Source organism: Rudaeicoccus suwonensis, assembly GCF_007829035.1.
GTDB lineage: Bacteria > Actinomycetota > Actinomycetes > Actinomycetales > Dermatophilaceae > Rudaeicoccus > Rudaeicoccus suwonensis.
Genome location: NZ_VIVQ01000001.1, coordinates 1,738,955 through 1,759,710 on the forward strand (window position 1 = coordinate 1,738,955; position 20,756 = coordinate 1,759,710).

Genomic DNA, 20,756 nt, shown 5'->3' on the forward strand with positions numbered 1-20,756 from the left:
GTCAGCCTGCCACCGCCGGTGATTCGTCGGATGTGTCATCGAGGACTTCGCTGGTGTCCGCGAAGGCGGTGCGAGGGACCAGCAACAGGGCTCCGGCTGCCAGCAGAGCGGTTCCGGCGCACACCGCCCACACGGTGATGTACCCCGACAGAGGGGAGTGGCCGGTGGAGGAGTCGGTGTCCTTCATCCCGGTTGACGCGAGCGCGATCGCGAAGATGGACGAGGCGAGCGCGCCGCCCAGGGTCTTGGTGGTGTTGGTCATGCCGGTGGCGAAGCCGGTGCGGTCAGCAGGCGCTGCGGCGGCAGCCGTCGCGGGCAGCGCCGCGACCAGACCACCGGAGCCCACACCGATGACGCACATGTTGACCACCGCTTCGGTCAGACCGGTGTGCAGCACGATCCATCCGGCATACCCGACGGCGACGAGCACACTGGCGGTCACCAGGCTGCCGCGCGGCGTGAGTTTCCTTGCTGCGTATGGGAATCCGAGTGCACCCACGACCATCGTGATGACGTAGCAGCCGATCAGCACCGACACGAAGGATGCTGATGCGTTGAGGCCGTAGCCGGTGACTTTGGGATCGGTGCGCGCGAAGGTCGACAGCGGTATCTGAGCACCCAGCACCGACATACCGGACAGGAATGCCGTCAACTGAACCGGCCATTGATCCCGGCGGCTGATCAGCCGGATGTCGACAAGAGGATCGTCCGTGCGCAGTTGCAGCCGGCTGAACGGGATCAGCAGCACCACGGCGACCAGCCCCAGCACCCAGCCGGTCACATCGGTCACCCCGTGCAACCGGATGAGGATGAGCCCGCCCATGAGCAACGCGATGATGCCGGTGATCGCCGCGAAGCCACGCAGATCGAGTCGGCCACGATCGGTCGGCGGTGCGGCTTCGACGCCGAACCACACGACCGCGACGCAGGCGGTGACGAAGACAGCGGGGATCGAGAGCACCACGGTGATCGGCAGCACCGAGATGAGAGCGCCACTGGCCAGTGCACCGACGATGACGCCGGCTTCGAGGGCGGCTACGAGTCGTGCTGTCGCTTTGCGGGTCAGCCGTGCGTTCTGCCCGGTGCCGGCGGTGCGACCGTGGATGATCGAGACCTCCATCGGCAGCCAGACCGCGTAGAACCCCTGCAACGACCAGGCGATCAGGAACGTCGTGAAACTCGGTGCCACGGCGACACCCCACGACGCGAGCGCTGTCACGGCGCCGGTCAGCAGCAGCACCTGCCGGTGGCCGATGAGGTCGCCCATGCGTGCGAGCACCGGAAGCGCGATCGCACTGACGACCAACTGCCCGGCCTCGAACCAGTTGACGTCGGCCACGTGCATCGACAGGTGCTGGGCGATGTTGGTGTAGATCGGGGTGTAGAAGCCCTGCAGCACGCCGCTGGTGAGCTCGACACAGACGAGGAAACCGACCAAGCGTGCGATCGACGGGACGCCCAGAGCGGGGCGCGGCAGCGACGTGCCACTCACGCGGGCAGCCTCTCAATGAGTTCGCGGAACCACCACACGCCCTCGGCGAGAGCGTCGAGGTGCAGGTGCTCGTCGACGCTGTGAATGCTCTCACGCTGCACCCGGGACATCCGGAAGGGCGCGAATCGATAGACGTTGGAACAGATTTCGGTGAAGAACCGGCTGTCAGTTGCCGCCATCATCACGTATGGCGTTGCCACCGCCTCGGGAAAGACTGTCTGGATCGCACCCGTCACGTGCTCCCACGCAGGACCGGAGGTGGGGGAGAGCGGGCTCGGTTCGGACCCGGACAGCAACACCACCTCGACCTGGTCGTCGTCGACGACCTTGGTGATGTGAGCCACCGCGTCGGCCACGCTTTCGCCGAGCATCACCCGCACATTGACCCCGGCGGTCGCCGTGCTCGCCAGGACGTTGTGACCGGGCGCACCACGCAGCCGGGTGACGGCCATGGTGGTGCGGGTCATCGCGGATGTCTCGGGTCCAAGCCGATCGAAGGCCGCCGCCAGCAGTCGTCGCCTGCCGTGGGTCAATGCGAGAGCCAGCCGCACGGCACCGGACGAGTGGCGACCGACGCGGTCGATCATCTGAACTGTCGGCTCGGGCATCGCCCGCGTGAACGGGTGATTCTCCAATCGGCTGATGGCTCTGGCCAATCGGGCAGTCGTGCCCATCCGCGGGGGCATCGACGCGTGTCCGCCGGCACCGGTGACCCGCAGTTCGACGTCGGTGACGCCCTTCTCGCTCACTCCGACGACGGCGACAGGCCCGTCGACGCCGGGAAATGCTTCGCCGGCGACAGCGCCACCCTCGTCGAGCACCAGCCACGGCGTGACCCCACGCCGGCTCAACTCCGCGACCGCCTGCGCCGCGCAGTCGCCCGAGACCTCCTCGTTGGCCCCGAAGGACAGGTAGACGTCTTGCGCCGGTGTGAAGTCCTGCGCAAGCAGCAGCTCCGCAGCTTCGCAGATGGCGATCAGCGCGCCCTTGTCGTCGAGGGTGCCACGACCCCAGATGACGTCGCCGTCGACAGCACCGTCGAATGCCGGTTGCTGCCAGGGGGTTTCGTCGTCGATGGGGACGACGTCCTGATGAGCCATCAGCACGAGCGGCTGCGCGGCACTGGCACCGGCCCAATGGAACAGCAGGCCGTGATCGCCGATCCTGGTGAGAGTCAGACGCTCGTGGAGGAGCGGGAACTCTTCGCGCAACGCATCGTGCAGGGCATCGAAGGCGGCCCCGTCGGCGACACCCTCATCGACATACGACACGGTCGGGATCCGGACGACACGCTGCAAGGTCCTGGCGGCCCGATCACGCAGGTCGTCGAAGTCCGGCGGACGGGTGGCGGGTGTCCCGAGCTCATCCAAGGGGCGATACCCCCGCACCGCGGTGACCACGGCCGCCACCGAACTCGCGGCGACCACACCCGCGGCGAGCACTTTCACATTCGGCATGCGCTCACAGTAGGTGTGTGCGCCGCCGCTGCCCAGGAGGCGACCGGCGTGGCCGAGACCTCAGACGAGCAGGCCGGAGTAGATGCGCCTCGCGGGGTCGTGCGACTGCCGCACCTGCGCCAGCCTGGCGCGGTTCCCCGCGTAATAACGGCTCGCCGGCATACGGCTCTCGAGGTAGTTGACGTAGCCGCCGACGGAGAACTTCGTGACGTCGCGGTGGGCGCTGTTGATCCAGTTGTATGCCGAGGCGTACCCGGAACTGGCAGCAACATTGCAGTACCACTGGATCGAGGCACTGTGGCGGCGCCACGGGAAGGCTGTGCCGGTGGGAGCGACGTCACCGACCGCACCGGTCAGTGGGTCCAGCAGAGCGCTCGCGGTGCTGCCGGCCCTCGAACGCGCAGCGACCGCACCGACGATGGCGTCCGCGGTGTCTGCCGTGACGGCCGCGAGAACGTCAGAGCCACCGGCGAAACCCTGTCGTTTCGACGTCGTTCCGCCGCCGAGGTACAGGATGCTGTTCGCGTAGCTCATCTCCTGGTACTGCGTTGACACCGGTTCCGCACCGATCGCGCCGATCAACGCCGCGGCGGCGGACCTCTCGTAGCCCGCCTCGGTCACCCCGAGGATGCTCGGCGTGATCGCGCCGTTCCCGTCGGCGTCGATGTGGACACCGGCCCACTGGCTGCGCGGTGCACCCTCAGACCAGGTGGACCAGCCGGTCACCATGCGGGTCGCGTCGGCGCTGGCGAAGTAGAGGCTGAAGATTCCTTTCGAGGTCGCCTGGTGGGTGCGATAGGTGAGGCTGGTGGCGATCCCGATGTTGCCGCCGCCGCCCCCGCGCAACGCCCAGAAGATGTCGCTGTTGTGAGAGCCGTCGGCGGTGACGGTCTCACCGTTCGGCAGGACCAGGGTGGCCGACTGCAACTGGTCGCAGGTGAGGCCGTGGGCTCGTGAAGCGACACCGAGCCCACCACCGAAGGTGAGTCCGGCCGCTCCGACCGTGGGGCAGGTGCCGGTGGGGAAGGTGCGTCCGTAGGGGAGCAGGGCATTGTGCGCCTGGTAGAGACCGACGCCCGAGCCGATCGTCGCCAGGCCGTTGGCGCTGTTGTAGTCGACCGACTGAAGGGCACGTATGTCGAGCACCATGGTGCCGTTCTGAGCGGAGGCGCCGACGTATGAGTGACCTCCGGAGCGGGCGGTGACCTGAAGATTGAAACGTCCGGCGAAGGCCATCGCCTGGGCGATGTCGTGGGCGCTGTGCACACCGAGCACTGCGACGGGTGCAGAGCCGTCATACCGGGTGTCGAAGAGCAGTTTCGACGAGGAGTACTCGCTGGTGCCGGGCAGGTCGACCGGGCCGCTGACGGTCTTGGCGAAGGCAGTCCAATCCGCGCGGGTCGGTCGCGCCGTGGAGGAGCGCCACCCACCAGCAGTGGCGATGTCGTCACGGTGCACGACTGCGACCGCGGCTGTTGCTGCGATTCCGGCGGTACCGATCACGGCGGAGCGGCGAGTGATCTTCTGCATACCTGGTGGACGCCGCAGACCGGCCGGCGGTTGGCCCCGACGTCGCTGAGGTCGAACGGAACTCGAGAGTGGGCTGGATCTGAACTGAGCCGGACCCGAGGTTGAGGTGGCACTTGTTGTCGTTGAGACGCTGTCGTAACGACAACGACCGCCAGGTCGACCTGGGCGCAGCCCGACTCTGAGGTTGAGCTGGCACCAGTTGTCGTTGAGACGCGGTCGTAACGACAACGACCGCCAGGTCGACCTGGGCGCAGCCCGACTCCGAGGTTGAGGTGGCACTTGTTGTTGTTAAGACGCGGTCGTAACGACAACGACCGCCAGGTCGACGGGCAGACAGACGCCCACGCCGCCGGGAGCCTGACGACGACGGCTACGGCGGGCGACGACCGTGTGGATAACTTCTGCGTTCCACGGCGGGCGGCGGGCAGGGTGGCCCGATGAACCCACGAATTCCTGTCGGCAGCACCGATCGGCCGCTGACCGCGGAGCGTCTTGCGTCCGCCGTCGACCGACTCACCACATTTCCAGATCGTCAGCGCGGCTGCGTGTTGCTGCTGTTGCTCGGGCACGACCGGATCCTTCGGGCGCCGGTTCTGATCGAGGACGTCGACGAGACGACAGATCCGCTGACGGTCACCGAGACCTTCGAACGCCTGGCGCGGGTCGTGCGCGACTGCGACGGTTCGGTGGTCTTCGTGCGTGGGCGCAGCGGCACATCAGCGGTCACCGCGCAGGACCAGTCGTGGGGGCAGTGCATGCGTCATACGTTCGGGGAACTTCTTTATGCGTGCTTCATCGCGACGCTTGAGTCAGTCGTCGAGCTTCCGGCGCGGTCCGCGGCCGCCAGTTGAGGGAGATCCTGCCGGCGAGCTCAGATTGCGCAGCCGTCCGGGCCGCAGACCTGCGCCGAGTCACCGCGCACCTCCAGCGGATGCTCCGCACGCCACGCTTCGTCGAGCACCTGGGTGAAGGTAGCTGCGGGCTGCGCTCCGGACAAACCGTACTTCCCGTCGATTACGAAAAAAGGAACGCCCTGTATGCCGTAGGCCCGCGCCGCCGCGAAGTCGTCTTCGACCGACTGCCGAATCATGCTGTCCTGCAGGGCATTTCGCACGTCTGCGGCGTCGAGGCCGTGCGCGGCACCGATCGCGACGAGCGCCTCCGGATCGCCGATGTCGATGCCCTGTTCGAAGTGTGCTGACAGCAGATCCTCTTTGACTGCGTCTGCGACTCCGTGCTTCGCCGCCAGGTGCAGCAGGTGGTGAGCCGGCAGGCTGTTTGCGACGACGAGTCGGTCGAAGTCGTAGTGCAGTCCCTCCGCCTCCGCCTGCGCAGCGACCTGGCCGGTCATCTGGAGCACCTTGTCACGAGGCATCCCCTTGCGCTCGACGAGGTAGTCGACCTCGGAGCCGTCATAGTGCGGCGGAAGGGTGGGGTCCAACTGGAAGCTGTGCCACACCACCTCGACATCGTCGCGGTGCGTGAACTCGCGCAACCCTGCCTCGAAGCGACGCTTGCCGATGTAGCACCACGGACACGCAACGTCTGACCAGATGTCGACCAACATGCCGCCGTCAACGCCACGGTCGCATGCGGCATTCCCGTTCGAGAGCGAGTGGCGGGCACTCGCCGCGGCATACGTGCATGATGGCCTCGGGGTGCACCCGACCGAGCCCCTGCGTCGACGCAAGGATCTACGACCGATGAGCCGTACCCCACTCCGCCATCCCGCTGACAGTCACGACGTGATCCAGGTCGTCGGTGCCCGCGAGCACAACCTGAAGGGCGTCAGCCTGCAGTTGCCCAAGCGGCGGCTCACGGTGTTCACCGGGGTGTCCGGATCGGGCAAGAGTTCGCTGGTCTTCGGCACGATCGCAGCCGAGTCGCAGCGGATGATCAACGAGACCTACAGCGCCTACCTGCAGGTCTTCATGCCCTCGCAGACCCGGCCGGACGTCGATGTCCTCGCGGGACTGACCACGGCGATCGTTGTCGACCAGGAGCGGCTCGGGGCCAACCCGCGTTCGACCGTCGGGACGGCGACCGACACCGGGGCCATGCTGAGAATCTTGTTCAGCCGGCTTGGCGAGCCGAACATCGGCTCACCGCAGGCATTTTCGTTCAATGTCAGCTCGATGAGCGGCGCCGGAGCAGTCACGATGGAACGCGGCGGCGAAACGGTCAAGGAGCGGCGCAGCTTCAGCGTCACCGGCGGCATGTGCACACGATGCGAGGGCCGTGGCTCGGTGACCGACATCGACCTGACCCAGCTGTATGACGACAGCCTGTCGCTGGACGACGGCGCCCTGAAGATTCCCGGCTACAGCATGGACGGCTGGTTCGGGCGCATCTTCCGCGGCTGCGGGTTCTTTCCCACCGACAAACCGATCCGCAGATTCACCAAGCGGCAACTGCATGACCTGGTGCGCAAGGAGCCGACGAAGATCAAGGTCGACGGCATCAACCTGACGTATGAGGGGCTGATCCCGAAGATCACCAAGTCGATGCTGTCCAAGGACGTCGAGGCCCTGCAGCCGCACATCCGTGCCTTCGTCGAGCGCGCGGTGACCTTCGCGGTGTGCCCGGAATGCGACGGGACCAGGCTGAGCGAGCTGGCCCGCTCCAGCCGGATCGACGGGACCAACATCGCGGAGGTCTGCGCGATGCAGATCACCGACGTGCAGACCTGGCTGGCGGGCATCGACGAGCCGTCCGTGACACCACTGGTCGAGGCGTTGCGCCAGACCCTCGACGGATTCGTGCGCATCGGGCTGGGCTACCTGTCGCTGGATCGACCCGCCGGCACGCTGTCGGGTGGGGAGGCGCAACGCGTCAAGATGATCCGCCATCTCGGTTCGGCACTCACCGACGTCACCTATGTCTTCGACGAACCGAGCATCGGCCTGCATCCACACGATTTGCAGCAGCTGAACGCTCTGCTGTTGCAGTTGCGCGACAAGGGCAACACCGTGCTGGTCGTCGAACACAAGCCGGAGACGATCGCGATCGCCGATCATGTCGTCGACCTCGGCCCGGGAGCGGGAACAGCGGGCGGTGAGATCTGTTTCGAGGGGAACGTTGCCGAGCTGCAGCGCAGCCGGACCGTGACCGGTCGCCATCTCGCCGATCGCACGGCCGTGAAGCCGTCGGTGCGCACGTCCTCGGCGACGATGACCGTGCGCGGTGCGGATCTGCACAACCTCAAGGACGTGGACGTCGACATACCGCTCGGCGTGCTCACGGTGCTGACCGGTGTCGCAGGGTCGGGCAAGAGCTCGCTGATCGACGGTTACGTGGCCGGCCGCGACGGCGTGGTGTGCGTCGACCAGACTCCGATCAAAGGCTCGCGACGCAGCAGCCCTGCGACATACGCCGGGGTCCTCGATCCGATCCGCAAGGCGTTCGCCAAGGCCAACGGCGTCAAACCTGCTCTGTTCAGTGCAAATTCAGAAGGTGCCTGTCCGGTGTGCAAGGGAGCGGGGGTGATCTACACCGATCTGGCGATGATGGCCGGCGTCGCCTCGACGTGTGAAGAGTGCGACGGCCGGCGCTTCCAGGCGTCGGTGCTGGAGTTCACCCTGGGCGACCGGAACATCAGTCAGGTGCTGGCGATGTCGGTCGACGAGGCGGCTGGATTCTTCGGCGCCGGTCCGGCGAAGACACCGGCCGCGGCGCGAGTCCTGCAGCACCTGGCCGAGGTGGGACTGGGCTACGTCAGCCTCGGGCAACCGCTGACCACCTTGTCCGGCGGCGAACGGCAACGTCTGAAGCTCGCGACGCACCTGGGCGAGAAAGGCGGGGTTCTTGTGCTCGACGAACCGACGACCGGACTGCACCTCGCCGACGTCGATCAGTTACTGCGACTGCTGGACACCCTGGTGGATGCGGGCACATCGGTGATCGCCATCGAGCATCACCTGGCGGTGATGGCGCATGCGGACTGGATCATCGACCTCGGCCCGGGAGCCGGACACGACGGTGGCACCGTGGTTTTCGAGGGCACACCCGCTGAACTCGCGACTGCCGGGTCCACCCTGACCGGTCAGCATCTGGCGTCATACCTGGCAGGCCGCCAGCCGGCGAACGCCCGAGAGGTATGACGGGACTCCGCGCTTTATTCAGGTTCAGATCTACATCTTGCATATATTAGGAAATATCCTAAACTAGCTGGTATGAAGGCTTCGATCGTCATCACCGCCGATCAAATCGGCAGTCGCCGTGGCAGCTCGCCGCCGGCGAAAGTCACCCTCGATCTGCTCGAACCACTGGTCCATGGGGCCGGTTCCAGAAAGTTCGCGCAGCAGGCGGGTGACGAGATCCAGGGATTGCTCACCACCTCAGTCGACGCCGTCTCGGCGCTGGAAGTGCTGACGAGAGTGGGGAAGTGGCGGGTCGGCGTCGGCATCGGCATGGTCGACACCCCCGTGCCACGGGACGTGCGCGTCGCCAACGGATCCGCCTTCGTCGCGGCACGGCACGCGTTGACGGCGGCGCGCGGCGCACCACAGGACCTTCGCGTCGAGGCAGCCGATGCACCAACGGGGCGGGCGACGCGGGTCGCCGACGGTGTCCGCGACCTGCAAACCGCACTGTGGCTGACCCGGATCGTGTGGCGCCGACGCACCGACACCGGGTGGCAGGCCATCGACGCGGTGCAGCAGTCGCGCACCCAGCAGGATGCAGCGCTCGCGCTGGGGATCACGCCCTCCGCGCTCAGCCAACGACTCAGCGCGGCAGCACGCGAGGAAGGCCAGGCCGGCAGTCGCCTGGCCGCCGTGCTCATGGACGCTCTGCGCGACGCAGTCGCCGCGAACCTCGGCACCGCTGTCGGCACCGACCGATAGCGTCGGGCGACATGAGGAGTGCTCTGGTCATCGCCGCTCTCGGTCTTGTCGCGGTCTTCGCGGGCATCGCCGTGACCATGGGTGTCTTCCGCTTCATCGACGCCAGCGACCGGCATGCCGATGACGCTCACGCTGAGCAACCGCAGGGGGAGCGGTCGCAGGTCGCGCACACGATGGAGTCCGCTGCGTCCGCCCTGCGGGGTGGCGCGTGGATCGGCGCGCTCGAGCGCGCCGCCATCTTCGCCGGACTGATCGCCGGCTGGCCTGAGACCATCGCGATCGTGCTCGCGGTCAAGGGCCTGGGTCGTTATCCCGAGCTCAAATCCGGCGAACAGCCGGCAGTTGCAGAGCGATTCATCATCGGCACGTTCGTGAGCGTGCTGTGGGCGTGTGGTTGCGCCGGCGTGGCCCATTGGCTGACGACCTGAGCGTGGGTGCCGTGCGGTCCTCGCCGACGTCATAGGGGCTGTCAGTTGAACCAGCCGACATCGGCATACACGGCGCAAAACCCGTCGGTACGCCCTAGATTTAGCTCGCCGCTGGTGGGCGGCGGCGGACTCGCCCTGTGACAGGAACAGCCACAGAGCCATCGCAGGATCGATGTGACGAGATGAATCGATGCCGGGGTTTTGTGGGCGTCTGTGTGCTCCTGTTGTCCACCTTGTGGATCGCGTCGACGTCGATGGCCGCGGCCGCCACGCCCGCGCCCACAATCGTGTCCGGCTGGACGACGACCGCCTTGACCGCGGGCCGGGGATATCCGGTCTCGACGCCGGTCACCGTGCAGACCGGCGCGGGCCACGCCATACGGCAGGTTCGGCTGCAGCGACAGACCTCGGGCGCGTCGACGTGGTCCACGATCTCGACCCTGTCCACGACATCGGCCGGCACGGCGACCATCACGTATGTCGTCCCGGGCATCGGGACTTGGGCCTACCGGCTGTATGTCGCACCCACCGCCACGGCCGCGGGCGTGACGACCACCAGCAGAACGGTCACAGGGACAGTCGGAGCGGGCTGCTCGAACCCGCTCGTCTCAGTGTTCGATATCCAGCCCGGCGTTTACCCGTTCGTCGGGCTGGAGTTCGACGGTGGCAACGGGCTCACTGTCAACTGGGGTGGCGCCGGGAGCGGGACAACGGCAGGGTCCGGCAAGGCACCACTGCTGAGCTACGGACCGAACCCGGGATGGCTGTCCTACACCTATACGACGCCTGGCACCTACACCGTGATGGCCTGCGGCAGCGCAACCCACTTCGCGGACGTACCGACAGTCAACCTTGGGGAATTTCCCCAACCCCACCTGACGCAACTGTTGAGCTTCGGCTCTCTTGGCATCACCGATCTCACCGACGCCCTCGCCGAATCACCGGTCACGGTCGTTCCGTCGGCACTTCCAAGAGGAGTCACCAACCTCAGCGGGATGTTCGAGAACGACTGGTTGTTCAACTCTCCGATCGGCTCGTGGGACACCAGCAATGTGACCGACATGAGTGAGATGTTCTATGGGGCCGCCTACTTCAACCAGCCCATAGCATCGTGGAACACAGCGAAGGTTTCGCAGTTCCAAGGGATGTTCAGCCAGGACCCTGCCTTCAATCAGCCGATCGGTGATTGGAACACCGGCGCCGCCACCAACATGAGCGGGATGTTCTGGCAAGACGCTGCCTTCAATCAGCCAGTCAGTGCGTGGAAGACCGCTGGTGTCACAGACATGAGCGGCATGTTCGGCATGGACCCGTTGTTCAATCAGCCCATCGGCAACTGGAACACCAGCAAGGTCACCGACATGAACTCGATGTTCTGGGAGGACACCGATTTCAATCAGCCCATCGGCAACTGGGATACCAGTGAGGTCACCGACATGGGTCAAATGCTTGGCATTGATCCGGCCTTCAACCAGCCCATCCGCAACTGGAACACAGCCAAGGTCACCGACATGAACAGCATGTTCTGGAACGATGCGAAATTCGATCAACCGATCGGCAACTGGAACACCTCGCAGGTCACGAACATGAGCGGACTCTTCCTCGACGCTTCGCACTTCAACCAACCAATCAGTAACTGGAACACCTCGCAGGTCACGGACATGAGTTGGATGTTCGACGGTGATCCGATCTTCAACCAGCCGATCGGCAACTGGAACACCGCCCGAGTCACCGACATGAACGGCATGTTCTGGAACGACCCGGTCTTCGATCAACCGATCGGCAACTGGAACACCTCGCAGGTCACGGACATGAGTTGGATGTTCGACGGTGATCCGATCTTCAACCAGCCGATCGGCAACTGGAACGTTTCCCGGGTTCAATACATGAGATACATGTTCACGAACGACAGGAGTTTCAATCAGCCGATCAAAGCGTGGAACACCATGAGCCTGGAGGGAATGGGTGGCATGTTCGAGAACGACACCGCCTTCAACCAGCCAATCGGATCATGGGACACGTACGGCGTCATCAACATGAGCCATACCTTCGACCACGCCACCGCATTCCAGCAATCCATCGCCTCGTGGCCAGTCGGCCTCGACACCATCAACATCTCCGGAATGTTCGACGGCACCACCCAATCCACCGCCAACTACGACGCGCTCTTGATCCATTGGGCCTCCGAAGACGTCGCCCACGGGCTGGCATTCTCCGGCGGCAACAGCAAGTACTCCCCAGCCGCAGCCAGCGCACGCGAGCAACTGATCAAGCAAGACGGCTGGACGATCACCGACGGCGGGCCGGCGTAATGGCGACTGGCTCGACCACACTGCGACAGGACACTGCATGAAGCTCGTTCTCACCTCGGGCGGCGTGACCAACGCCAGCATTCGCGCCGCGCTGGTGGACCTGCTCGGCAAGCCGATCGAGGATGCAAAGGCACTGTGCATCCCGACTGCGATGCACGGCCATCCCGGCTGCTCTCCCTACATGACCCGGGACTTCGTTGCGGGAGAAGCGAATCCGCCGATGTGCGACCTGGGATGGAAGTCCGTCGGCCTGCTCGAACTGACCGCGTTGCCGACGATTGACGTCGAACGGTGGAGCGCTTGGGTACGTGACGCTGATGCGCTGCTGGCCGCGGGAGGCGCTGCGACATACCTCGCGTACTGGATGAAGCAGTCGGGGCTCGCCGAGCTGCTGCCCGATCTGCGCGACACCGTCTGGGTTGGGCTGAGCGCCGGCAGCATGGCCATGACGCCATGCATCGGCGACGATTTCGTCGCGTGGGCGCCGCCGGGTGGGGGCGACGACTGCTTGGGTGTCGTCGACTTCTCGATCTTCCCGCACCTGGGGATGATGCCGGAGAACCTCATGCGCGATGCCGAACGATGGGCCGCCGAACTCGGGTCACCGGCATACGCAATCGACGATCAGACCGCGATCACGGTGGTCGATGGCGAGGTCGAGGTCGTCTCCGAGGGGGAGTGGCGGAAGTTCAATTGACGCGCTGCGCCAGCTGACCCGGTTCGTCGACCGTGTGGGAGAGGATGAGGGATGACCCGACTCGCCGCCCTTGTCATCAATCGCCGCTGGTGGGTCATCGGAGCGTGGATCGTGCTCGCGCTTGTTGGGGGGTTCGCGGCGCCTCGAGCTGTGTCGAACCTCTCCTACGCCTTCGATCTGCCGGGCCAGCCCGCGTCGATCGCGAACCAGAAGATCGCCGCGCAATTCGGCGCCACCGGTGGTGACAACGCTCCCGTCATACTGCTCGTCAAAGGCTCGGGCGAGACCACTGATGAGGTCGCTGCCCGGCTGAAAACCGTTGTGCACCAGGCTATTCCGAGCGCACGTGTCGCTACCTGGGTCGACCAGCCGAAGCTGCGATCGAGTGACGGTTCGGCCGGTGTCGCTCTGGTCTACCCACCCGTCGCTGCCGGCCCGAAGGCATACGCCACCGCGATCCCCACGCTGGAGCGGGCGATCGGCCAGGCACGAATCCCCGCGACCCTCACCGGTGTCGACGTCGTCGCTCAGCAAGGGGGAGGGGGAGTGAGTGTGTTGGCCGAGACGATCTTCGGGGCACTCGCCGCTCTGGTCGTGCTGGTGCTCGTCTTTGGTTCGTTCCTCGCGCTGACGCCACTGTGCGTGGCGGCCGCCTCGATCCTGTCGGCATTCCTGTTGCTGTGGGGATTGACCGGTTTGACGCAGGTGTCGTTCGTCAGCCAGTATCTGCTCGCGCTCATCGGGCTCGGCGTCGCGATCGACTATGCGCTGCTGATCGTGACGCGGTGGCGTGAGGAGCGTGGCAACGGCGTCGAACCCGAGGCCGCGATCACCGCCACGATCACCAGCGCGGGACGTTCGGTGCTGTTCTCGGGCGCGACTGTGGCGATCAGCCTCGCGGCCCTGGTGGTGCTGCCGGTGCCGTTCCTGCGCAGCATCGGTTTCGCCGGCCTGCTGATCCCGATCCTGGCCGCGGCCGCCGCGTTGACTCTGTTGCCCGCCATCCTGCTGGTCGTGGGGGATCGGCTGTCATGGCCGCATCGCCGTCGCAGCAGTCCCGACAGTCATCTGTGGGCCGGCATCGGCCGGCACGTCGTGCGGCACCGGTGGATTTCGATCGTCGGGGGACTGGTCATCCTGCTCGTCCTTGCGGCTCCGGTTCTCGGACTGCGACTCGGCGCGGCGACGAACTCGTCGATGGCGTCGACCGGCGGACCCGCAGCTGCGGCCATCAGCACCATCGACGACAGCGGCATCGGCCGGGGTGTCACACAGCCGATGGAGATCCTGACGTCGGATCCGGGAGCGGTGCTTGCCGCGCTCGACGGCCAACCCGGCATCTCCGGAGCCGTTGCTCCGGACTCCTGGCGTTCGGGCCGTATGGCGGTGGTCGACGCCTGGACCACGTCCGACCCGACCAGCACCGCCGGGTCGACCGCGCTGAAGCAGGCGCGGGCAGCGGTCGAGCGCGCCGGTGGGGAAGTGGGCGGCATACCGGTGCAGAATCTCGACTTCATCCACGCGGTCTACGGCAACGCGATCTGGGTGCTGTTGATCATTGTCATCGTCACGATGATTCTGCTCAGTATGGCGCTGCGCTCGATCGTGCTACCCGTGAAAGCCCTTGCACTGAATGTGGTTTCGATCGGAGCGGCGTACGGCGTGACGGTGCTCATCTGGCAGGACGGCTTCGCCACGAAACTGTTGTTCAACGAGCAGCCTGCCGGTGCAATCACCGTGTGGGTGCCGATCGCCGTCTTCGCGTTCCTGTTCGGGCTGTCGATGGACTACGAGGTCTTCCTGCTGTCGCGCATCCGCGAAGAGCATGACCGTGGCCACAGCACAGACGAGGCGACAGTCGCCGGTGTGAGCCGAACCGGTCGTTTGGTGACGTCGGGCGCGCTGATTCTCTTCTTCGCGTTCATCTCGCTGTCGCAGATCCCGCAGACCGAGGTCAAGATCCTCGCGACCGGATTGGCGCTGGGCATCATCATCGACGCGACACTCGTCCGCGGCGTGCTCGCGCCAGCGCTGGTCGCCGCGCTCGGCCCTCTCAACTGGTGGCTGCCGCGGAAATTCCACCGCGATCGTGACGTAGTGACAATCTCGGCCGAGGAGGGTTAGCTGCGGCGGACGTCGGGAGATGCGTCGATTTACGTGAACTCGAACTTGACGATGCACATGAGATCAGGTCGTGGGGACTGGACGACGAGTTTTGTCGGGTAGCAGAGTGGACCACGGGATTGTCGTTGTCGCAGCTTGTCGACTTTCAGCGTCAGCTGATCAATGAACCGCCCGACGACCTGATCCGACTCGGTGCACTTTGGGGTGACGACCTGATTGGATACGTCGTCCTTGAAGGTCGCGGCGCGTCTCGCGAGCTGGGTTACGTGGTGGGCCCGTCGCGCCGGTGGGGCATGGGCTTCGGCTCGGCCGTCGCGGGAGCTGGCTTGCGGTACGGCTTTGGACAGCTTGGGATTCAACGCATATGGGCTGAGGCGAGGCGATCGAGTTCTGCCTCCATACGCATTCTCAAAGGACTCGGCATGACAGGCCGGGGGCCGAGCCTTCACCACGCCGACGGCGACGAATGCGAATGCGACGAGCGATTCGAAGTTACTTCAGACGGTTGGGACGCTGATCTGCGGTCATGGTCCACAGATCACCAACGGGTTCGGTAACAGTGACCCAACCCGGCCCGACTCGATGCCCCGCACAAAGGTTCATCGACCAAGCTGTCCTGCTCGAGTCCATGCGGCCAGCGCTACCCATGAGACAGATCGCACCGCCCGTTATCGATAAACCTCGCGACGGTGCCCGACCTCGACCACGATCACTTCGAGTACTCCGTCGTGGATCTCGTAGATGACGCGGTAGTCGCCAATCCGGATCCGCCAGGCGTTGTCGACACCGGACAGCTTCTTCACCCCGTCCGGGCGCGGGTCAGCCGCTAATCCAGCGATACCCGCCAGGATTCGCCGACGGATCGGCGGATCCAACCGGCGGACCTTGCGCGCGGCCGCAGTCGTGAACTCAACTGCATAGCCACTCACAAGTCCGCATCCGCCAGAAGCTCATGCAGGCTGACCCGGACGCCATCGTCGGCGTCCTTGGTCGCCCGGTACGCGGCGAGATCAGCCTCGTCTTCCAACTGCTCCAGTCGGAGAGCGTCCTCGACCGACACCAGCACCGCAGCCACTTTGCCGCGGCGAGTAATGCCGACACGCTCGTGCCCGTACGCCGCTCTGTTGATCGTGTCGCTCAACGTCGCCCGAAGGTCCGCGACGGAGACTTGGCTCCTCATCTCGCTCATACGTACCAGAATATGGCTGTAACGCACGAAATGTACATAACAACACTTGCGCAAAACCTTCGGGCATCAGAATTGGCGAGGAACCATTGAGGTCCTCGCAGCGCACAAGCAGTCGCGCCGAGCTAGCGTTCCTGCATGGAGATGATCAGGCGCTTCGATCCCGAGACCTTCGCCCGAGGCCTAGAGGATTGGCGCTGGCTGATCGACGGTCGCGACCTTCAGCCGATCGCGGCTTCCATGTTCGGGGACGTCTTTATGCAAGGGGAGGACGGTGTCTGGTTTCTTGACTGCATCGAGGGCACTCTGACGGTCCGCTGGCCAACCGCGGGGGTGCTGCAAGCCGAACTGAACACGCCCGAAGGGCAAGACCAGTACCTGCTCGGAGGAATCGTGCTCGCTGCCGAACAGCGGGGCATCCATCCGGGGCCCGCGCAGGTGCTCACGTTCAGGGTGCCTCCGGCCCTGAGTGGCCCGATCAGCGCAGATAATGTCGACACGATGGACTATGTGGTGTCGTCGTCAATTGACGGTCAGCTTCACAGACAGTTGAAAGACCTCCCGCCCGGCACCCAGATCTCGGGTGTCGCCTTCGATGAGTCATCGCCGGCCTAGTTCGCGTCCTTACGCAACCGAAGAGCGATCAGTCTGCCAATAGCGCAGCCCTACCTCGTCGAAACGCCACTCGAGCGCCTCAAGGCCTTCCGACATCTTCAAACGACGCTCGGCCTCGGTGATGGGAATGAGCCATAAAAAGTCGACGTGGCGATCACCGACATGTGCCACCTCAAAGGCAGGACCGAAGGCATACGGCAATGAAACCAGCAGATGGTCGCAACGGGAGCCCGGCATCTAGGGCTCGCCAATGGGCAAAGTGTGGCCGATGCCCAGTTTGCCGCCGCGGTTGTAGAAGACCGTCATCGCGAGAAGTTCGACGGCGCGGGCATTCTCGGACGGAGTGCAGATGACAAACTCGGTGCCGCGGTGGTCGCCTCCTGTTGCCGCCCAGCCTCCGATCGAAACGGATGTCCACACGTCTGTCGTCACAGCCGGTGCAATCCTGAGGGCGCGAAAGTGCGGATTCTGAGTCAGAATTGGCCCAGCAGCCCACGTGAATGGGTCGACCTGACGGCCGGCGAAGAACCGCCGCGCATGCTCTTCCAGCGCGCCGCAGACATCGTCGCAGGGCGGGAAATCGGCCATCCGTTACGCCCAGGGCCGGTCGTAGAGATTTCGCGACGAGTTCGCGGCACATCCACGAAGCTCCGTAACAGTTGCGGTCTCGCTGTCCGAACTAACGGCGAAGTGGTGACAGACCACATCCACGCGCGGCATCCTTCCCGGCAGGCGATGCCGTTGTCATATGAGTACCTGCGCTCGAACGAAAGGCCGCGACGTAGGCGATGTATACCGGTGCCAAGGATATGCCGTGGCACTCGAAGGTGACGGCGAAGTGACCAAGCGCTTCGGCGATGAGCGCGGCCAGCGCACGTCGCGGTGGACTCATGCGGGGTGCCGAGTCGCTTCGTCCGGGCGAAGGCAACCTTGACGTCGCAGCGGGTCGACAGGACGCCCCGGGCGGCAACCACAACACGCTCTGACGCGGCTCCGCTATTGAGCAGGTATGCGCGGGAGTCGATGGGGTGGGAGTAGGCGGGGGAGCCTCCATCGGCAAATTAATCGCTGGCCGCTCAGCGCGCTGCCTGGAACGCTGCTCGACATGACCAGTAGCGAAGTATGGGACGAAGAGACCGCCGCCAAGTACGACGCGTATTCCGCTGAGCACTTCGCGCCGGACGTTCTGGATCCGACGGTCGACGTCCTTGAGCGGCTCGCCGAGGACGGCCCGGCGCTGGAGTTCGCAATCGGCACTGGTAGGGTCGGTATCCCGCTTGCGGCGCGCGGCGTTTCTGTGACAGGAATCGAGTTGTCGGAACCGATGGTGCGACAACTCCGACAGAAAATCGGCGAGGACGCGTTGCCGGTCGTCGTGGGCGACATGGCGACCACGGTGCTCCCCGGCGCGGGAACGTTCTCGCTTGTCTTCCTCGTGTGGAACAGCATCTCGAACCTCCGGACGCAGGCTGAGCAGGTGCAGTGCTTCAGGAACGCGGCAGACCACCTTCGGCCGGGCGGACGATTCGTGATCGACCTCTGGGTACCGCCGATCCAGCGCCTTCTGCCAGGCGAACAGGCGGTCCCCATGAGCGTTGACGAAGGGCACCTTGTCTTCGACACCTACGACCTGGTCACCCAGGAGTGCGCCTCACACCACTACTACCGCGAAGACGACGGAAGCATTCGCTATGGCTCAGGCCACTTCCGCTACATCTGGCCGGCCGAATGCGACCTGATGGCTCAGTTGGCGGGCCTCGAACTCGAGTCTCGATCAGCCGATTGGAAGGAAAACCCGTTTCTCGCCACCAGCGGCAGCCACGTCTCGGTCTGGCGTAAGGCCTGATCGCAGCAACAACTGACGGGTAGATCAGCTCGTCTGTCTCAACTCGCGTGCGGCGGCGATGTACTCGGCGTAGTTCGTCGCCGACTACATCGCCTGCGCAGATCCGGCAACAAATCGATTCAACCTGGCAGTGCTTGGCCACCTCGATATGCACGTTGAACAGCGAAAACACGGATTGCGTCGGACCACAGCAGTTGTTGAGGTCTACCTTTACCCCGTTAGTTAACCGCCGATAATCTATATTATGTCAAGTACTAGTCTGCGTATTGCATCAGATGAGTCATTCGGACGGCTGCGCGCCACTACCCCGGGGCCGACGGCTATTACGATTCTGACCTGCATAAACGTCTAGGCGGAGTTGGCGGCACCGGACTGAAGTTGGTCGTTGATGGCGCCGCGGGCCCGGCGACCCCTTGATGACGACACGCCGCTGACCTGCATTGATGCGCGATGATCTCATCTGATGCATCATTGAATCACTGGATGTAACCAGATTTGCTGGAGTTTCGATGCGGACAGCACCATCGGCGCACGCGGCCACCACTGATAAAACAACAGCGTGAGACCTTCTGTCCGACTGCACGGAACCATGCGCCACCTCTATGGAGTGCTATTGGAATGGATACAACTAGGAGCAGCGCCGGGACACTCGTGGCCGCAGCGGCGACGCTTTTTGTCTTTTCAAGCTGCGCGTCAACCGGGACAAACGAACCTCCCATTTTCGCCTACTATTGCGGCTACAAGGATGTTGCTGCAAACCTAGCAGAACCTCTGCCCTTACAATCTGCGCACTCCTCTAATGACATACTGCCCGGGCCGAACCTTTATTACACTAGCACCGGATGCAGCACAGGAAATAGACTCTCCGCTGACCCGCCGTCGTCGGCGAAGATCGTGAACCTCGCCTACGCGGCCAACGGCATTCCGTCGCTGGTGCAAATAAATGTTATTGCTGATGGTTACCTGATAATCGGTGATCGGGAGATACCAATAAAGCCCGATTTAAAATAGGGCAGAGCATCCGAGATCTGGACGAGATGAAAGTACCGTCGGCCAGACAAAGAGCCCGTGCGTAGCCGTCAGTGCGTACACAGATGATCGGCAGCTCCCCGCGGTAGACCGCGAAGTTCCCAACCGAGCCGCCACGGCACGGCCGAACCCAGTAACCCCGACGCCAGGTCTTGCCTCAGTCGCCATGGACGTCAGGACAGTCAGCGGTACAGCAACCACACATCGGACCACGGCCGAGGTCGATGTCTGCTTCGTTCCCGCACGTGCAATCCGGGTATGTGCATTGGGACCCCATTCTCGACTGACGACATCCAGCGAATCTAGCCAGCACGGGGCCTCGCAAGCGAGTGAGTTATCCGGCCGAATACACCGGAGCTTGATACGCAGACTGTCCAGTAGAAGTCTCCGTTGTATCGGCTAAATCACTCCACCGCCGGCTATGCGCCCGTTGCGGGCTTCGTGACGGCCTCCACGAAATGCTCGGCGAACCACCGCAACCTCGTCCGTGGGGCCAACTTTGCGCCCGGGCACTATCCACGCCGAATCCCGCGCGAAGGCGGCCATCGGAGCTCAACGCGTGGACTTATCCGATGGGCTCCCTACTTCGGACGCGCGATCAGATCGCTCTCACATCTAAGCGCCTCTGCCGATGACAGGTCGGAGCAAGACTGTAGGTTTGGTGCCGTGCGACTCCCCTCTGGCGACGGTGCTGAGGTCCAGATCCGACCGGTCGCATATCAGTTCCCATGGATTGCGACACCCGGCGATTGGGACGCCAACTGGCTCATGGTCGAGGGCGTGGTCCGGCTCAGTAACGGCGAAGGCTGGTCCTTCAGTGACCCGTGTCTGACCACGTGGGAGGCTTCTTCGATCGCCGAATGGCTGCGCCAAGTGGCCACCGGGAGCGCGCAGCCGTCGGCATTCCCCAGCGAGGACGACGAGCGCCTCCAGATCTTCACTGAGCCCAACCTCGCCTTGAGCTTGGAGACACGTGTACAGGGCAGAGTGACCATCCGAGTTCACATCTCGGTTCAATCGTTGCCTCCTTGGCTAACTGCCGATCACGACAAGGACCTGTTCGACTACTTCGTTTCGTTGAACGTCAGTGAGGCAGATCTGCAAGGCGCGATTGACGATTGGGCGTCGGAGATTGCGGCTTTTCCGAATCGCTAGCTCGTACCGCCCGCCAGCGCCGCGGCACGTGGAACGCTGCT

The 20,756-nt window shown here is 64.4% G+C and carries 19 protein-coding genes and 1 pseudogene; 12 read left to right on the forward strand and 8 right to left on the reverse strand.

Going from position 1 to position 20,756, the window contains the following annotated elements; genetic code table 11:
* Position 1: 1 nt before the first annotated feature.
* Genes BKA23_RS07930 through BKA23_RS07940 form a run of 3 tightly spaced genes read right to left on the reverse strand, consistent with a single transcriptional unit; the run spans position 2 to position 4,479 of the window.
* Complete coding sequence (locus tag BKA23_RS07930; protein WP_246104515.1) at positions 2-1,492, reverse strand: MFS transporter; 1,491 nt, start codon at positions 1,490-1,492, stop codon at positions 2-4.
* The gene (locus BKA23_RS07935) at positions 1,489-2,949 is read right to left on the reverse strand and encodes a M20/M25/M40 family metallo-hydrolase (RefSeq protein ID WP_145227057.1); all 1,461 of its coding nucleotides are present in this window, start codon (positions 2,947-2,949) and stop codon (positions 1,489-1,491) included. The genes BKA23_RS07930 and BKA23_RS07935 overlap by 4 nt, the downstream gene beginning before the upstream one ends.
* A 60-nt stretch (positions 2,950-3,009) precedes the next feature.
* Complete coding sequence (locus BKA23_RS07940) at positions 3,010-4,479, reverse strand: FAD-binding oxidoreductase (protein WP_145227059.1); 1,470 nt, start codon at positions 4,477-4,479, stop codon at positions 3,010-3,012.
* A gap of 437 nt (positions 4,480-4,916) precedes the next feature.
* On the opposite strand from BKA23_RS07940, the gene BKA23_RS07945 reads away from it, so the two are divergent.
* Complete coding sequence (locus tag BKA23_RS07945) at positions 4,917-5,330, forward strand: hypothetical protein (RefSeq protein ID WP_145227061.1); 414 nt, start codon at positions 4,917-4,919, stop codon at positions 5,328-5,330.
* A 20-nt stretch (positions 5,331-5,350) separates the two neighbouring features.
* Here BKA23_RS07945 and BKA23_RS07950 read toward each other — a convergent pair whose 3' ends face one another.
* Positions 5,351-6,046 (reverse strand): DsbA family oxidoreductase, encoded by a 696-nt coding sequence (locus BKA23_RS07950; RefSeq protein ID WP_145227063.1) that lies wholly within the window; start codon positions 6,044-6,046, stop codon positions 5,351-5,353.
* A gap of 136 nt (positions 6,047-6,182) precedes the next feature.
* On the opposite strand from BKA23_RS07950, the gene BKA23_RS07955 reads away from it, so the two are divergent.
* The 7 genes and pseudogenes from BKA23_RS07955 to BKA23_RS18235 form a co-directional block, all read left to right on the forward strand.
* Positions 6,183-8,579 (forward strand): ATP-binding cassette domain-containing protein, encoded by a 2,397-nt coding sequence (locus BKA23_RS07955; protein ID WP_145228343.1) that lies wholly within the window; start codon positions 6,183-6,185, stop codon positions 8,577-8,579.
* A gap of 72 nt (positions 8,580-8,651) precedes the next feature.
* Positions 8,652-9,323, forward strand: coding sequence for a hypothetical protein (locus BKA23_RS07960; RefSeq protein WP_145227065.1), 672 nt, complete (start codon positions 8,652-8,654; stop codon positions 9,321-9,323).
* An 11-nt stretch (positions 9,324-9,334) separates the two neighbouring features.
* Positions 9,335-9,751, forward strand: a complete 417-nt coding sequence (locus BKA23_RS17790; RefSeq protein WP_211841625.1) for a hypothetical protein — start codon at positions 9,335-9,337, stop codon at positions 9,749-9,751.
* A gap of 182 nt (positions 9,752-9,933) precedes the next feature.
* Positions 9,934-12,063: a BspA family leucine-rich repeat surface protein gene (locus BKA23_RS07970; RefSeq protein WP_145227067.1), complete on the forward strand. Its 2,130-nt coding sequence runs from the start codon at positions 9,934-9,936 to the stop codon at positions 12,061-12,063.
* 37 nt (positions 12,064-12,100) lie between these two features.
* Positions 12,101-12,760 (forward strand): Type 1 glutamine amidotransferase-like domain-containing protein, encoded by a 660-nt coding sequence (locus BKA23_RS07975; RefSeq protein WP_145227069.1) that lies wholly within the window; start codon positions 12,101-12,103, stop codon positions 12,758-12,760.
* A gap of 51 nt (positions 12,761-12,811) precedes the next feature.
* Complete coding sequence (locus tag BKA23_RS07980; RefSeq protein WP_145227071.1) at positions 12,812-14,884, forward strand: MMPL family transporter; 2,073 nt, start codon at positions 12,812-12,814, stop codon at positions 14,882-14,884.
* 41 nt (positions 14,885-14,925) lie between these two features.
* A pseudogene (locus BKA23_RS18235) lies at positions 14,926-15,441 on the forward strand (GNAT family N-acetyltransferase); the annotation flags it as partial.
* 111 nt (positions 15,442-15,552) lie between these two features.
* Here BKA23_RS18235 and BKA23_RS07990 read toward each other — a convergent pair.
* Together BKA23_RS07990 and BKA23_RS07995 are read right to left on the reverse strand one after the other, a co-directional pair.
* The gene (locus BKA23_RS07990; protein ID WP_145227073.1) at positions 15,553-15,813 is read right to left on the reverse strand and encodes a type II toxin-antitoxin system RelE family toxin; all 261 of its coding nucleotides are present in this window, start codon (positions 15,811-15,813) and stop codon (positions 15,553-15,555) included.
* Positions 15,810-16,073, reverse strand: coding sequence for a type II toxin-antitoxin system Phd/YefM family antitoxin (locus BKA23_RS07995; protein WP_145227075.1), 264 nt, complete (start codon positions 16,071-16,073; stop codon positions 15,810-15,812). Before BKA23_RS07995 ends, BKA23_RS07990 begins: the two co-directional genes overlap by 4 nt.
* Before the next feature lie 135 nt (positions 16,074-16,208).
* On the opposite strand from BKA23_RS07995, the gene BKA23_RS08000 reads away from it, so the two are divergent.
* Entirely contained in the window at positions 16,209-16,685 is a 477-nt protein-coding gene (locus BKA23_RS08000; RefSeq protein ID WP_145227077.1) for a hypothetical protein, read from the forward strand.
* A 9-nt stretch (positions 16,686-16,694) separates the two neighbouring features.
* Here BKA23_RS08000 and BKA23_RS08005 read toward each other — a convergent pair whose 3' ends face one another.
* Entirely contained in the window at positions 16,695-16,922 is a 228-nt protein-coding gene (locus tag BKA23_RS08005; protein WP_145227079.1) for a suppressor of fused domain protein, read from the reverse strand.
* Complete coding sequence (locus tag BKA23_RS08010) at positions 16,923-17,273, reverse strand: suppressor of fused domain protein (RefSeq protein ID WP_145227081.1); 351 nt, start codon at positions 17,271-17,273, stop codon at positions 16,923-16,925.
* A 421-nt stretch (positions 17,274-17,694) separates the two neighbouring features.
* Here BKA23_RS08010 and BKA23_RS08015 point away from each other — a divergent pair, with 421 nt between their 5' ends.
* The 3 genes from BKA23_RS08015 to BKA23_RS08025 all read left to right on the forward strand — a co-directional run bounded on the left by BKA23_RS08015 (position 17,695) and on the right by BKA23_RS08025 (position 20,715).
* Positions 17,695-18,531 carry a class I SAM-dependent DNA methyltransferase gene (locus BKA23_RS08015; protein ID WP_342783596.1) on the forward strand — a complete coding sequence of 279 codons (837 nt, stop codon included), beginning with the start codon at positions 17,695-17,697 and terminating at the stop codon, positions 18,529-18,531.
* 618 nt (positions 18,532-19,149) lie between these two features.
* Positions 19,150-19,542 (forward strand): hypothetical protein, encoded by a 393-nt coding sequence (locus BKA23_RS08020; protein WP_145227083.1) that lies wholly within the window; start codon positions 19,150-19,152, stop codon positions 19,540-19,542.
* 684 nt (positions 19,543-20,226) lie between these two features.
* On the forward strand, positions 20,227-20,715 hold the full coding sequence (locus BKA23_RS08025; RefSeq protein ID WP_425473760.1) for a WapI family immunity protein: 489 nt from the start codon (positions 20,227-20,229) through the stop codon (positions 20,713-20,715).
* Positions 20,716-20,756 lie beyond the last annotated feature (41 nt).